Below are 13,845 nucleotides of genomic sequence, written 5' to 3' on the forward strand. Positions count from 1 at the left end.
CCGTGTCCAGCCCTGCCGCCCCCTCGAAGGAGCGAACAGGGCCGGGTCGGTGCAGGGGGTCCTGCCTGCAGGACCAGAGGTGACTGCAGGCACAGAGAACAGCGCCTTACGGCGCCTGGCGCGCTCAGTAGCGCGTGGGGCGGCCTTGCAGCGAGATCGTGGCGCGCACCTGCATCACGCTGCCCTTGGTCAGCGTGGGCGTTTCGTTGAACGACACGAAGCCGTTGTAGAGCAGCACGGCGCCGTTGGGCAGGGTGACCTTCAGCGCGCGGATGGCGCGGGCTTCGCCGGCGGCCTTGAGGGCCTGGTAGCCGGGCAGCGATGGGTCGTCGCCGATGCCGATCTGGATCGACTGGGCGCTGGTCACCGTGGGCAGCTGGCGTTCGTAGTCTTCTTCCAGAAAGGAGAAGTTGGCGAACTGCTGGTCACCGCCGCTGGTGGTGAACTCCAGGATCTGCGGGATCTGCGTCCAGGCCGTGATCTCGCGCAGGCTGCCCACGCCGGTACCGGCCGCGAAGCGGTTGGTGTCCGTCGTGTCGATGCCGGTCACGTCCAGCGCGTTGGTGGCCACGTTGGCGGCCTTGAACACGCGGTCGCTGATCTTCTGCCAGCCCGACTTGAGCTCGTAGAAAGCGCCGTTGAGCAGGCCGTGCGCGGCCGAGGTGATGACGCCGGGGTTGGCGTTGGTAACGGCGGTCACGGTCTTGACCGAGCCGTAGGTGGTTGCAATGGCGATGGTTGCGCCGTCGGGCAGAGATACAGCCATGGAATGGGCCTTTCAGTGGAGAAAATGAAGTGACAAACAAACAAACAAAAAAGCCGCATCAAACAGGTGCGGCGCAAGGTCTGCGTGGCGTGGGGCAGGCGTGTCCCCGGAAGATCCAGAAGAGCGGCCTGCCGCGGGGCAGAGTGAACGGTGGGTCAGGATTGCTGCGGCGGCTGCTGCTTGTGCAGCCACTGCTCCCAAGCGGTGATCGCACCCTTGGCCAGGCGGATCAGGGTTTCATGCAGTGCTTTGGTGGCAGGGTTCATGGAGACCTCGGCGAATGGATGTTGGCGCACGCCGCAACGCGCGCGCAGCGCGGGTGCGCCATGCACGTTGGACAGTGGAAAAAGAGGGAGAACGAAACCAGGGCCGCTGCCAACAAAGCAGGGCCGCAAAAGCAAAAATCCCGCAGGGCAAACCATGCGGGATTGACAAAATTCAAGACGACACACCACCCCAACTAACTACCGCAGTCGCTACAGGCGAGGAGCCAGGCTGTGGCTGCGGGCAATCAACAGAGGGGCGACGGGCGAGAGGGTAAGCACCCTCTGCAATCGTCTGGTGCAATTCTAACCGCGATGCATGGCGTTGTGCAAGCGTTTTTTCATCGACTGGTTTCTGCGGCTCACGCAATCGTCCAGCATGTTGAGCATGCGGCGGCCTTCCTGGCCCATGGGTTCGCGTGCCTTGCGGCTGCCGCCGCAGGCCTTGCACACACGGCCCAGCATGGGCGTGCCGGGCACCAGCGCTCTGCCGCGGCCCAGGCAGGTGCGGCAGGTCGGGTCGAGCCAATAGCACACGCTGGTGCGCGCCAGCGTGCGCGCATCGGCCAGGCCCTTGGCAGCGGCCCAGCGCTCCACTGCTTCAAGCACCTGAGCCAGCGAACGCAGGCGCGAGAGCAACTGCACGGCATCGGCATCGGGGTGGCTGCGGCGCTGGTGCGCTGTGCTGTCTTGCGTGAAGCGTGGCGCTGCCACGCTGTCCCACTCGCCGCGCAGGCGCATCAGCGCGCCGCCCAGCATGCCGGGCGACCAGCCGGCGGCAATCAGCACGTCGGCATCGCCGCGGCGATCGGGGTCCACCTTGAGGTTGGAGGACGATGTGCCCGCACGGGTGTAGGCCTCTTCCACGGTGCGGTGGTGGTTGTTGGTGTGGTCGGTCATCAGCATGCTCGTCCTGGATGGTTGTTGTGGGTGTTGATGCCATCAATGGCATCACTGCGCGAGCCAGGTGGCAACACGCCGCAGCGCGCGGCGTTGTCCCGCAGGGCCCCGAGGCGCCGGTATTCCGCCAGCACCACGGCATGGCCCGCAGCGGCGCCGGCCGCGCCGAACACGGCGGCCAGCTCGCCCTGGTAGGCATCGGTGTGGGCGCCCCCCTTCACCGAGCGCCAGAACTGCGGGCCCTGCGCCAGCGCACGCACCTTGCAGCCATGGCAGTGGGCGCGGAACAGGGGGCTGTGTGCACGCGCCTGCGCGGCCTGGCACGCGGGGCATGGCGGCCCTGCCCCATCGCTTTGCAGCAACGCGCAGACCGCAGCGCTCGTGCCCAGGCGCGTGGCAGCCAACAGCGCGGCGCTCATGCCCAGCCCTCCTCGACCATGGCGATGAGCCGCTGCAGGGTGGCGCGGTCCATGCCCGGCAGAATGACCTGCAGCACCGCATCGAGCGCCGCCGCGTAGAAGCGCTCGAAGGTCTGCTGGTCCATGGCCTCGTAGCGGATCGACTGGACGATGGGCACCGCCTTGCCGGTGCGCGGGTCGATGGCATCGTCGCAGTAGCCAGCCGCCAGTTTGACGGCCACCAGCGCCTTCTCGCGCGTGTCGTAGATCTCGCTGTTCTCGGCCACCACCTGCAGCAGCGCGAACAGGCGCCGGTGCTGCGGGCCGTTGCGCGGGCGGCTCCACTCCATGCGCAGGCAGGTGCCGGGTTTCATCACTTCGAGCTTGCGCGCAAAGCGGGCCCAGGCGTCCTGGTCGGCCGGCGTGCTGCCGCGCAGGCCGTCAGGGGATTTGATGAGCATGGCTTTCATGGGTGGTACGTCCTTTCTGCGGTGGTGTTCAATGGTTGGTTGGCGGCGCCCTGGTGGTAGGAGGGCCGGCGCACCACGGGCGCGGCACGCAATGCGCCGGGCCGTGGTTGCGCCGGGGCTCTGCCGGTAGGTGCTGCTGCGCGCTGCATGGGCTGCGGCGCTGCCGAAGTCATGTGCGTTGCGGCACGCGGCGCTGCAGAAGACATATGGGTTGCGGCGCGCGGCGCTGCCGCAAGGGCCTGCAGCGTGTGAAAGCGCACTGCCGTCTTGCCCACCGCGCTGCCGCCTTCGTAGACCAGGCGTGCGCGCTCCGCATTGCCAATGAATGCGATGCGCGGCGGGGGCAGGCCGACCTTGGCGTACTCGCTGTCGGGGCTGCGGTCGCCGCCCAGGCAGCGCGGGTAGTCGAAGCTGCCGCGCCCGGTGTAGGCGCGGTGGCTTTCGCAAAAGCGGTGCTGCAGGTAGCTCAGCTCCTTGAGGTCGGTGCGGCACACCTTGGGCCAGCCACCCAGGTCCAGCACGGTGGCGTGGATGGCAGGGTCGTCGAACACCACGTCGGTGTAGGCGCCCACGCTGCCCATGGCCTCCAGCGTCTTGCCCCAGGCCAGCGCGGCGCGGTCGGCCGCCGTGCCGGCGAGGATGCGCACCACATCGGCCACGCGCGGCGCAAAACGGCCGTGCTCGGCATCCGTCGCGTGGCGCTGCATGGCCTGGCGGATCTGCGACAGCTCGAACGACTGGCACGCGCCCCACCACAGGTCCAGCACAAAGCGGCTGGCGTCCTGCCGGTAGTAGGCGAGCACGTCGGTGACCAGTTGCGCAAACGGGGCGCGTTCAGAGGGCTGCATGCGGTTGCTCCTGTCCATGGGTGGTGGGGTGGTGAGGTTTCTGCGGGTGATTGGCGGCCTCGGGCACCTCGGCCGCCCAGGCATCGGCCACGCTGCGGTTGCGCTGCTCCAGCGCCTCCTGCCGGTTGGCCGGCGCAACCAGGCCCGGCGTGTGGGTGCCTGCGGTGGGGCCAGCTCCACGCTGCCCTGCGGCGCGCATGCAGATGGCCTTGAGGTACTGGGCCGGGTCGGCCGGGCGGGCCACGCAGGTGGCGCGCACTGCGTCGATCACGATGTCGTTGCCGTAGTCCTTGCACAGCCGGCCCACAAAGCTGCCGCACTGCGCCTTGGGCATGCCGGCCTGCTGCAGCAGCGACTTGCCCACGGACCACAGCTCGTCGCGCGTCAGGCCGTCTGCCGGCCCTTGGGGTGGCAGGGCAGCACCGGCATCGCCGCTGCGGCTGGCGGGCGCCACGCCCACGGCGGCGCCCTGCCCCCGGGCCGCTGCGGCGCCGCCCGTTGCGCCAGCAACGGTGCTGCCTTCTCCAAAAAGATCCGTTCCTTCTCTTTCTCCTTCTCTGTCTCGCTCTCCGCTCCGTTCCTTTCGGTTCCCTTTAAGGCCGGTTTCCGGTGGATTTCCGGCGGACGGAGGAAGGATTTCCGGCGGAAAGCCGTCGCCCTGTTGTGGCCCATGGCCCCCACCTGCCGGCGCAATTCCCTGCGGGGAGGCCCCCGCTTTCCACACGGCCTGCGTGGGCACGTCCAGTGGCGGCTTGCCCTCCTTGGCGCGCTTGGCGTTCTCCTTGCGCAGGCGGTCGCAGAATTTTTCGTACGCGTACTTCTCCTTGGCGGCAAAGGCCGCAATGGCCTTCTCTGCCACCACCGGGTGGTACAGGCGCCCATCGGCGCACTTCACAAAGCCGTGCAGCGCGGCGGCGCGCACCTTCTTCCATTCCTTGAGCACGCGGCCATAGCCGGCCAGGTTGGCCAGCTCCACGTCATCGTCGGGCAGCGAAGCGGCGGGCACCTGGTGCCAGGCCGCGCACCACAGCAAAATGCCCGCGCGAAACGCCTCGCCCTCGGCAGCGGCCGCGAACTTCGAGTCGCGCAGCCGCCGCACATCGAGCTCCATGTACGCAAAATCGCTCAGGTCGCACGCGGGCAAGGTCAGCGGTGCGGGCAGGCCTGCGCTGCCCTTGGCATTGCTGCTGTTGCTCACGCGCCCTCCTGCCCCGTGCCTGCGGCATAGGCTTCGTTGAACTGCGCCCACAACGCGGTGCCCGGCTCGTGGTGGTTGGCTTCGGCCAGAGGAATGTGCTGCGCGGCCGCCGATTGCGCGGCAGCACGCAGTACGTCGGAAGTCAGGCGCTGAAAGAACCTGTTCAAGATCTTTTTGAAGCCGCGCAAGTCCCTTTTCGGGATGGGATGCAAGGCGCGGGGTGCAGCCAATAGCCTGGCTATTGGCAAGCGCCGCAACGCCGCAGACCGCCCGAAAAGGCACTTGCCCTTCGGGTTGGAGTGAAATCGGGCGATTGCACGCCCCGGCTGCTTGCATGGGCATGAGCCCATGCGGCGCACCCGAAGCATCCACTCATCCCGATTGCACTCCAACGCGGCTGCAAAAAGATCTTGAACAGGTTCTAAGGTGTTGCCAGCCGCCATCACTGCCTCCAGTCGCGCGCAATGCGGCGGCTCTTGTCCAGGCTGGCCTGCGACTGGGCCCGGCTTTCAATGCAGATGGAGCCCAGCACCCGCGGGGCCAGGCCCACCGTGCGCAAGCCTCGGCGGTTGAACAGCAGCACCGAGCCAGCAGGCACTTCGGGCCGGCGTGCAAAGGCGTTGCGCGCAGCATCGGTACCCCGTGGGCGCACCGACTCGAAGGCGTTGGGGCCCGCGTGGATGGGGGATGGTGGTGATCGCATGGCTCGTCAAACTCCTCACAAGGCGTGCGGGCGCCCACGCTCCCGAGGGAGCGCACTGGCCCATTGAAGAAAAGCGCCCGGCGCCAAAAGCAGCGCCGGGCAAAGTCCATGGCGCATGCTGCGTCAGCGCCATGGAAGGAGAAATCAAGGGATCGAAATGGCGCTGGCCATCCGCCCCGTCAATCAATCCATCAATCAATCCACCCCTGGATCGGGGTCCGCCGGGGCTGCTGCCCCCCGGGATCGCGGCAACATGCCCGCAAAGTCCACCGCCCCTTGCGTCAGCACATGCAACTCGTGCATGCGGCTTCGGGGCACCGCCCGGCGCCAATGCGTGATGGCGCTCGGCGTCAAGCCAAAGTGCTCTGCCACCGCCTTGTTGCGACCAGGTTCGGCATCCAGCCAGTCCGTGAATCTCATGGCCTGCAGTTTAGTTTTAACTAAACAAATAGTCAAGCACAAGCTAAAACAACTTGCCAAAAATTTAGCTACAGCTAAACTGCGCAACCATGAGCAACGACAGCACCCGCCGCGCGGAATTCACCGCCTACTTCGAAAAGCACTTCGGCACCGACCGCCAGCGCTTCATGGACCAGTTCGGCGTGAGCAAGGGCCGCATGACGCAGTACCTGGACGAGGAAGAGGCCTTCGGCGAGCGCGCCGCCCTGAACCTCGAAAAGCGCGCAAACCTTGCGCTGGGCACCATGTTCCCCTCGCTGCTGCGCGCCGGCAGCGAGGCCGCCCGCATCCTCGCGCCCGAAGGCGTGCCCGTGGTGGGCACCGCGCAGCTGGGCGACGACGGTTATTTCTGCGAGCTGCAGTACCCCGTGGGCCACGGCGACGGCCGCATCAACTGGCCCACGCGCGACCCCAATGCGTACGCCCTGCGCTGCAAGGGCGAGAGCATGAAGCCGCGCATCCGCCACGGCGAGTTCGTCGTCATCGAGCCCAGCCATGGCTTCATGCCCGGCGATGAGGTGCTGGTGCGCGAGCGCAGCGGCAAGGTCATGGTCAAGCAGCTGGCCTATGTGCGCGATGGGATGGTGCACCTCGATTCGGTGAACGAGGCGCATCCGCGCATCAGCATTCCGGAGGATGAGGTGGAGGTGATCCAGTATGTGGCGGGGATAGCGAAGTCGGCGTTGTGGAGCAATGATTGAGCGCCCTTTGATGACCTCCACATACACCTGCATCGGCTTCGACATCCGCGTCTGGCCCTGCGATGGAATCCCCAGCGTAGGGCTGTCGGGCTGGAGCCAGCACGATGCGATGCATGCCGCCATCGCCACAGAATTGGGGCTGCAGGAGAACCTGTACCAGCTCCTGCATATCGAGGATCAAAAAACGCTGGAATCGGTGGCACATGCCATCCGGGCCAACGGCGCGTGCAACCTGATCGCCATCCAGGTCCCCGAACCCGTGGCCGCGTGGCAGCACCAACGCTTCGGGCACCCGCTGGGCAACCCCGCACTGTCGCTCGCAGGCTTTCACTGCATGGGCGTCGACGTAGCGGACATCAATGGGTTCTTCTCCATACTGTCCTTCGAGCCCATTTCGAAGTACAGGCAATCAACCGACCTGATCGATGAAGGCCATCTGGATGAAATTTTCCAGACGGTTCAACTGGCAGGGTTTGCCGACCCAGAACACGCGCCCTACTGCGCAGTGAAGATTTCTGCGTTGAAAGTCTGATACCTGCAACCGCCGCACCCAGTGGAGGTGATGCAGTATTGGCTGATGGTTGATGCATGCTGCTGCTGAAGGCAGAGGCCGGGATGTGCGCCCGGCGGCGCAGTAACTTTCTCTTGCGTCGCCAAGAGAAAGTCACCAAAGAGAAGGCGACCCCGCTGCCCGTGTCCCCCTCGCACTGCGTACGAGGGGGCAGCCTGCGATGCTCGCTCCTGGGGTGCGCCGAAGAACTCCCTGCGCTGCCTCTGCGAGGCAGCTCCGGTCAAACAGCTTCGGCGAGCCAGACAACGATGCGCGTGTCCTTCGGCACGCGCTCACCCCAGGCCCTGCGCTTCTTGGCACGGTCAGAAGGGGGTGGGAGCGGGCTCCACTCGGGCCATTGCTTCGCTCGGCCCGGTGCGCCGTCGCTGCGCTTGGCCTGGGCGGGGCGATCGCGCTCAGCGCGTCGGCAGCGCGCACAGCGCGCGTCACCGACACCAGGCGCCGCTGCGCAGCAGCAGCCGTGTGGTACCCGCTCCCCACCCCTGCTGGCTGCGCCGAGAAGCGCAGGAGCTGGGGTGGGCGTGTGTGCCGAAGGACACACACGCTTCGTCATCTGGCTTGCCGATGCTGTCTGAGCGGAGTTCGAAGAACGCAGCGAGTTCATCGGCACCACCCCAGCTCCGAGCATCGCAGGCTGCCCCCGTTCGCCCACCAGGGCGAACGGGGGACGCAGACTGGGGGTCGCCTTTTCTTTGCCTACTTTCTTTTGGCGAAGCAAAAGAAAGTAGGTGCGCCGCCGGGCGCACACCCCGGCCTCCACCCTCGGCAAAAGAACAGAAGCAACCACAGACACCAGGCAGCAGCAGCAGCAGCCAGCAACACAGCACAATGTGTGACCCGAGCAGCACCAGCCGCCAAACGCATTCTCTCTCCATGACCACGCCAAGCCCCACCCCCATCCGCCTCACCCAGTTCTCCCACGGCGGCGGCTGCGGCTGCAAGATCGCCCCCGGCGTCCTCTCCGAAATCCTGAGAAACAGCAGCGGCGCAGGCCTCGCCAACCTGCTCCCCAAAGAACTGCTGGTAGGCATAGAAACCGCCGACGACGCCGCCGTCTACCAGCTCAACGACGAGCAGGCCCTCATCGCCACCACCGACTTCTTCATGCCCATCGTCGACGACCCGTTCGACTTCGGGCGCATCGCGGCCACCAATGCCATCAGCGATGTGTATGCCATGGGCGGGCGCCCCATCATGGCGCTGGCCATCGTGGCCATGCCGGTCAACCAGCTGCCGGTGGAGGTCATCGGCCGCGTGCTTGCAGGCGGCCAGGCCGTGTGCCGCGCGGCGGGCATACCTATTGCCGGCGGGCACACCATCGACTCGGTCGAGCCCATCTACGGCCTGGTCGTGATGGGCCTGGTGCACCCCTCGCGCGTTCGCCGCAACCGCGATGCGCGCGCTGGCGACGTGCTGGTGCTGGGCAAGCCGCTGGGCGTGGGCGTGCTCTCCGCCGCGCTGAAGAAAGGCCTGCTCGACGACGCCGGCTACGCCCGCCTGGTGGAGACCACCACGCGCCTGAATACCCCCGGTATCGCACTGGCCGAACTCGACGGCGTGCACGCCCTCACCGACGTCACCGGCTTCGGCATCGCCGGCCACACGCTGGAGATGGCGCGCGGCGCCGGCCTGCGCGCCGTGCTCGACTGGCACTGCCTGCCGCTGCTCGATGGCGTGGCCGACTGGGCTGCGCAGGGCATCGTCACCGGCGCATCACGCCGCAACTGGGAGGGCTATGGCGCCGAGGTCACGCTGGCCGATGGCCTGCCCCCCACCGCCCAGGCGTTGCTCACCGACCCGCAGACCAGCGGCGGCCTGCTGGTCAGCTGCGCGCCGCAGGCGGTCGATGCCGTGCTGCGCACCTTCCGCGATCAGGGCTTTGCCGATGCCGCCGTGGTGGGGCGCATGCAGGAGGGCGACGCAACAGGCAGCCCCGCCGGCCTCACGGTGGCGCCATGAAAGAGCCCACGCGCGTGCACGACCGGCACGCCTTCGACACCCTGATCGACGCGCGCAGCCCGGCCGAATACGCCATCGACCACATCCCCGGCGCCATCAACCTGCCCGTGCTCGACAACGAAGAGCGGCGCATCGTCGGCACCCTGTACAAGCAGGTCGGCGCCTTCGAGGCGCGGCGGGTGGGCGGCGCCATGGTGGCCGCCAACCTGGCGCGCCACCTGCAGGGCCCCCTGGCCGACCGCCCCCCGGGCTGGAAGCCCCTGGTCTACTGCTGGCGCGGCGGCCTGCGCAGCGGCTCCATGACCACCTGGCTGCGCATGGTCGGCTGGGACGCCCAGCAACTGGCCGGCGGCTACAAGGCCTGGCGCCGCCACGTCATCGACACCATCGAGCAGCGCGCCCCCGCCCTGCCCCTGGTGGTGCTGTGCGGCGCCACCGGCACCGCCAAGACCCGGCTGCTGCACGCCCTGGCCGCCCAGGGCCATCAGGTGCTGGACCTGGAGGCCCTGGCCCGGCACAAGGGCTCGCTGCTTGGCGCCCTGCCCGACGTGGCCCAGCCCTCGCAAACCGCCTTCGAAACCGCCATCGCCAGCGTGCTCGAACACCTGGACCCGGCCCGCCCCCTGTACATCGAAGGCGAAGGCCGCCGCATCGGCCGCCTCACACTGCCCACGCCGCTGGCCGAGCGCATGCGCGCCAGCCCCTGCATCGAGTTGCGCGCCAGCACCGCCGCGCGCGTGGAATACCTGCTGCGCGACTACGACTACCTGGGCGACCGCCCCCAGTGGCTGGCCGACCAGTTGGCCCCCCTGAAACCCCTGCACGGCAACGAGACCATAGCCGCCTGGCAGGCCATGGCCATCGCGCGCCAGCTGCCCCAGCTGTTCGAGGCCCTGGCCACCCGGCACTACGACCCCTCGTACGCGCGCTCGCACCGCTCGTACTTCCGCGCGTGGGAGCAGCGGCAGGTGGTGGAGGCGGCGGATCTGTCGCCGCCCGGTATCGAGGCGCTGGCGCACAGCATTGCAGGCTTGCGCAACGACGAAGGCCGCGGCGCAGAAGAACAGGCAGGGCAAGCACCGCAAGGGGCCCAGAGAGCGCCAGCGTCCCCCTGAACTACGCCGCCGAGCGCAGCCCCGCCAGCCGCGTGAACGCCTGCACCTGCCACCCGAACTCATCACCAAAGGCGGACCGGTCCATCACCGCCGCGCCGCCATAGGCATACACCGAGGCATAGGCCGCGTAGCTGGCAGCATCCAGCGCACGCCCGGCCAGCGCATGCGCCACCGCATTCGTCGCCGACACGGCCGCATGCGCCGTGCCGTCGATCGACTTCGATCCCGGGTGGCTTCTAGCGACCCGCTCCACCTCGCCGCAGGCTGCCTGCAGCCCGGCAACGTCCAGCGCGCCCGCCACATAGGCCCCCAGGCGGTCCAGCGCCGCCACCGCGCGCGCATCCTCCAGCAGATGCCGCACCCGTTCCACACAGGCCAAGCCGAAGGCATAGCGCAGTTGCGCATTGGATTCATGCGCCAGGTCCAGGGACCGGGCCAGTGCGGTGAGCTCTTCGTTCATGGCGGTGTTCCGTTTTTCCACGCGAGGCGGCCAAGGCGCCATCATCCACAGTGCCAACCGAATCGCCAAGCAGGCACCCCAACTGCCTCGCCGCGCTGGGCCCGGGCACAGCGATAGCGCCCCACCTGTCGGCAGCGCGCACAGCGCGCGTAACCGCCCCCCGGCGCAGCTGCGAAGCAGCAGCCGTGCGGTACCCGCTCCCCACCCCTGCTGGCTGCGCCGAGAAGCGCAGGGCCTGGGGTGGGTGCGTGTGCCGAAGGACACACGCACTTCGTCCTCTAGCTTGCCGCAGCTGTTTGAACGGAGTTCACCCGAAGGGAGAACGCAGTGAGTTCTGCGGCACCACCCCAGGACCGAGCATCGCAGGTTGCCCCCGTTCGCCCGACAGGGCGAAAGGGGGACGCAGACTGGGGGCCGCCTTCTCTTTGGTGACTTTCTCTTGGCGGCCCAAGAGAAAGTTACTGCGCCGCCGGGCGCACATCCCGGCCTCCGCCCCTAAACACAGGCACGCAGCAACCACGGGAGCCAATCTCAACAACCAGGTCGCCGCCGCTTTGCAGCAGTCTTGGACTTGTATACCGAAGAAGGGCGTGCAAGCAAAAGAACGTTGGCATATCTCACCACACGCCACACCGCCCTCAACCCCGCCGACCACGCCCGCTCCGCCTTCGCCGTACACGCCAACCACTCCTTCAACGCCCCCGCCGCTGGCCGCAACTCCACACCCCGCCGGTGCACCAGGTAGTACCCCTTGGCAATCGGCAGCCGCAGTGTCGGATGCGTCGGCGGCTTCTTCGGCGCCTGGCTGGGCGGGCTCACGGTGGTAACCACCGGGGCGTACACCTGGATGTGGTGGGCCGACGCGGCACTGGCCCTGGCGGCGGCGCTGGTGAATCTGCCGACCAAGGAGGCGCGGGTGGTGCGGCAGGGGGCGATGGCCTGACAGGTTCCGATTGCCGCGTACTGCACCCGCCTACCGCCTGCGCAGCGGCACAAACCCCACCTGCAGGCTGAACACCGCAGCCACCTTGTTCAGGGTCTCCACCGTCGGGTTGCCATGGTCCCGTTCGATCTGGCGCAGTGCCTGCACGCTGATGCCGCGGTGGGCGGCAAATTCCTCCTGCGTGAGCCGGCTGATCCTGCGCATCCGGGCGACGGCATCGCCCAGGCTGATTTCGCCGCTGGCCACCATGCGGTACAGTTCCTCGCGCCGCGCCGCAGCTGTCTCGGGGTCGACAGGACGTTTCAGGCGCGCATCAGCCATGGCGGTGTGCCTCTCCCCGGCTCGCCAGTGCCCACAGCTGCTGCGCCTGCCGGTCGATGCTTTTGCGGCACTGCTCGATGACCTCGCCATCCACCCCCGCATCCATCGCCAGTTGCGGCAACCTCTCCACCACAGGTGCAAACGCCACCAGCGCTGCGGCAATGCGCTCTCGCTCCGCATCGTCCACAGGCAGATCATCGACCACCGCCTGCCAATCGGGCAGGCGCTGGCCGGCAGCAGATTGCCAGTGGCAGCTTCGCGCCACCAGCTCCGGGTCCAGGAACATGGGCGAAAAATCGAACACCGGTGTCAACTGCACCAGCCCGTCGGCCGTGCGCTGCACCGCCGTGTTGCGCGCATGGTTGTCGGGGTTGCGCATGGCCAGGTTGAGCACGTCGCGGCGCAAAAACTCCAGCGTTTCGCGCTCAGGGTCGTCCACCACGCTGCGGATGGCCACCACAAGATCCTGCTGGCGCACCGGCAGCCCGAAACCGCGCAGGCCGCACAGGCTGGCCGCGCTCTCCTGGTGAAGGCGGTGCAGCAGCCTGTGCCGCACCACGCGGTCGAACCGGCGCACCAGCAGCATGTGGCCGACCATCTGCGGCGGCTCGTTCGTGCGTATCCCGCAGGCATGCGCCAGGCGCAGGTACGACGCCTCGTTGCGGTGTACCGCCAGGTCATCCAGCGTGCGCCCGCGCGGCAGCTTGGCAAGCCAATGCTCACGGGCCTGCGAATCGGGCAAGGCCATGTCCGCAAACCAACGCCCCTGCGCATCCGTGGCCAGCAAAAACTTGGGTGCCACGCCCTGCACGCCCGTGGTGCCAGATGCCAGCATGGAGTGCAGTGCCAGATGCTCCACAAACGCCTCGCTCCGGGCAGACATGTCGGCCAGCTCGAAGCCCTGCGCCATGGACGCCTGCGCCGGGCCGGCCTTGCGGGCCTCTTCCTCGTAAAACGTGACCGCTGAGGCAATGCGCAATGCCCCGATGGGGCTGAACGCGCCCCGCAGCAGCAGCGCTGCCTCCAGCCCATCCGCATCGGCCAGGCCGAGCGTGTCCAGCAAAAATCGCCGGCCCCGGCCCTGGGGCACCATGTCGTAGAGGAACGCAGGCAGCCTCAGATCACGCTGCGGCCCCAGCGGTCCCTCCAGCAGCGGCGCAGGCGCAATGCCGACCGGCAACTTCAGTGACACCGGCAACTGCATTGGGCCGAACACATAGTCATCACGGTAGGTGAAGTCACCATGTCCATGGTCCACCACCCGCAGGTCGCCAGCGGCATGCCATTGGCCGGCATGGTGGATTTCGACGGTGGTGAATTGGGGATAGGCCATATGGCCCATCATGATAGGCAAATTGCTCGGCCAATGGCTTGATTATGGCTATTGGAATAGCTATAAATTGAAATTTTTTGGCACCGGACCCTGAACAGCCCTACACCCCCAACTTCTGGAGCAACCCCACCGCCCGGTACGGCACCTCCTTGACCCCCTCCAGCAAAAACACCGTGGACCGGGAATGCTGCGTGCGCAGCGGGATCAGCGGCGCATAGGCGTCCGAGCCGTACCAGGCGCGCGCCTGCTCCATGGAGGGGAAGGCGATCACCACGCAGTCGCCGCCGAACTTGCCCTCCTTCAACTCCGGGCGCGTGCCGTGCACTAGAAACTCCCCGCCAAACGGCGCCAGCGTGGCGTCGATGCGCTGCAGGTAGGTAACGATGTCGGGGCCGAACTGCAGGTCTTCGAGCAGGCCGATGGCGTAGGCGGACATG

Annotated in this window: 17 protein-coding genes; 5 read left to right on the forward strand and 12 right to left on the reverse strand. The window is 67.5% G+C overall.

Going from position 1 to position 13,845, the window contains the following annotated elements; translation table 11 throughout:
• Positions 1–124 precede the first annotated feature (124 nt).
• The 8 genes from ACSQ9E_RS16345 to ACSQ9E_RS16380 form a co-directional block, all read right to left on the reverse strand.
• The gene (locus tag ACSQ9E_RS16345) at positions 125–766 is read right to left on the reverse strand and encodes a phage tail protein (protein WP_436218492.1); all 642 of its coding nucleotides are present in this window, start codon (positions 764–766) and stop codon (positions 125–127) included.
• A 569-nt stretch (positions 767–1,335) separates the two neighbouring features.
• Entirely contained in the window at positions 1,336–1,929 is a 594-nt protein-coding gene (locus tag ACSQ9E_RS16350; protein ID WP_436218493.1) for a hypothetical protein, read from the reverse strand.
• Entirely contained in the window at positions 1,929–2,348 is a 420-nt protein-coding gene (locus ACSQ9E_RS16355; protein WP_436218494.1) for a hypothetical protein, read from the reverse strand. The genes ACSQ9E_RS16350 and ACSQ9E_RS16355 overlap by 1 nt, the downstream gene beginning before the upstream one ends.
• A complete protein-coding gene (locus ACSQ9E_RS16360) occupies positions 2,345–2,797 on the reverse strand; it encodes a hypothetical protein (protein ID WP_436218495.1) in 453 nt (150 codons plus the stop codon). The genes ACSQ9E_RS16355 and ACSQ9E_RS16360 overlap by 4 nt, the downstream gene beginning before the upstream one ends.
• Entirely contained in the window at positions 2,794–3,645 is an 852-nt protein-coding gene (locus ACSQ9E_RS16365; RefSeq protein WP_057202747.1) for a DUF6475 domain-containing protein, read from the reverse strand. Before ACSQ9E_RS16365 ends, ACSQ9E_RS16360 begins: the two co-directional genes overlap by 4 nt.
• Positions 3,632–4,843 carry a DUF1376 domain-containing protein gene (locus tag ACSQ9E_RS16370; RefSeq protein WP_436218496.1) on the reverse strand — a complete coding sequence of 404 codons (1,212 nt, stop codon included), beginning with the start codon at positions 4,841–4,843 and terminating at the stop codon, positions 3,632–3,634. The genes ACSQ9E_RS16365 and ACSQ9E_RS16370 overlap by 14 nt, the downstream gene beginning before the upstream one ends.
• Positions 4,840–5,010 (reverse strand): hypothetical protein, encoded by a 171-nt coding sequence (locus ACSQ9E_RS16375; protein WP_436218497.1) that lies wholly within the window; start codon positions 5,008–5,010, stop codon positions 4,840–4,842. The genes ACSQ9E_RS16370 and ACSQ9E_RS16375 overlap by 4 nt, the downstream gene beginning before the upstream one ends.
• 275 nt (positions 5,011–5,285) lie before the next feature.
• On the reverse strand, positions 5,286–5,546 hold the full coding sequence (locus ACSQ9E_RS16380; RefSeq protein WP_436218498.1) for a hypothetical protein: 261 nt from the start codon (positions 5,544–5,546) through the stop codon (positions 5,286–5,288).
• Positions 5,547–6,055: 509 nt separating this feature from the next.
• On the opposite strand from ACSQ9E_RS16380, the gene ACSQ9E_RS16385 reads away from it, so the two are divergent.
• The 4 genes from ACSQ9E_RS16385 to mnmH all read left to right on the forward strand — a co-directional run bounded on the left by ACSQ9E_RS16385 (position 6,056) and on the right by mnmH (position 10,351).
• On the forward strand, positions 6,056–6,706 hold the full coding sequence (locus ACSQ9E_RS16385) for a S24 family peptidase (protein ID WP_436218499.1): 651 nt from the start codon (positions 6,056–6,058) through the stop codon (positions 6,704–6,706).
• Positions 6,707–6,716: 10 nt separating this feature from the next.
• Positions 6,717–7,238 (forward strand): hypothetical protein, encoded by a 522-nt coding sequence (locus tag ACSQ9E_RS16390; protein ID WP_436218500.1) that lies wholly within the window; start codon positions 6,717–6,719, stop codon positions 7,236–7,238.
• A gap of 912 nt (positions 7,239–8,150) precedes the next feature.
• Entirely contained in the window at positions 8,151–9,236 is a 1,086-nt protein-coding gene (gene selD / locus ACSQ9E_RS16395; protein ID WP_436218501.1) for a selenide, water dikinase SelD, read from the forward strand.
• The gene (gene mnmH, locus ACSQ9E_RS16400; RefSeq protein ID WP_436218502.1) at positions 9,233–10,351 is read left to right on the forward strand and encodes a tRNA 2-selenouridine(34) synthase MnmH; all 1,119 of its coding nucleotides are present in this window, start codon (positions 9,233–9,235) and stop codon (positions 10,349–10,351) included. Before selD ends, mnmH begins: the two co-directional genes overlap by 4 nt.
• 1 nt (position 10,352) lies before the next feature.
• Here mnmH and ACSQ9E_RS16405 read toward each other — a convergent pair whose 3' ends face one another.
• Positions 10,353–10,811: a hypothetical protein gene (locus ACSQ9E_RS16405; RefSeq protein ID WP_436218503.1), complete on the reverse strand. Its 459-nt coding sequence runs from the start codon at positions 10,809–10,811 to the stop codon at positions 10,353–10,355.
• A 751-nt stretch (positions 10,812–11,562) separates the two neighbouring features.
• Between ACSQ9E_RS16405 and ACSQ9E_RS16410 the strand changes: the two genes are divergently transcribed.
• A complete protein-coding gene (locus ACSQ9E_RS16410; protein WP_436218504.1) occupies positions 11,563–11,754 on the forward strand; it encodes a hypothetical protein in 192 nt (63 codons plus the stop codon).
• Positions 11,755–11,784: 30 nt separating this feature from the next.
• Here ACSQ9E_RS16410 and ACSQ9E_RS16415 read toward each other — a convergent pair whose 3' ends face one another.
• The 3 genes from ACSQ9E_RS16415 to ACSQ9E_RS16425 form a co-directional block, all read right to left on the reverse strand.
• Positions 11,785–12,075, reverse strand: coding sequence for a helix-turn-helix domain-containing protein (locus tag ACSQ9E_RS16415; protein WP_057200852.1), 291 nt, complete (start codon positions 12,073–12,075; stop codon positions 11,785–11,787).
• Complete coding sequence (locus ACSQ9E_RS16420; protein WP_436218505.1) at positions 12,068–13,408, reverse strand: type II toxin-antitoxin system HipA family toxin; 1,341 nt, start codon at positions 13,406–13,408, stop codon at positions 12,068–12,070. The genes ACSQ9E_RS16415 and ACSQ9E_RS16420 overlap by 8 nt, the downstream gene beginning before the upstream one ends.
• Before the next feature lie 100 nt (positions 13,409–13,508).
• A complete protein-coding gene (locus ACSQ9E_RS16425; RefSeq protein WP_436218506.1) occupies positions 13,509–13,844 on the reverse strand; it encodes a DUF1330 domain-containing protein in 336 nt (111 codons plus the stop codon).
• Between the last annotated feature and the right edge of the window lies 1 nt (position 13,845).

Origin of the sequence: Acidovorax sp. LjRoot118, assembly GCF_964253575.1 — a bacterium.
Lineage (GTDB): Bacteria > Pseudomonadota > Gammaproteobacteria > Burkholderiales > Burkholderiaceae_C > Acidovorax.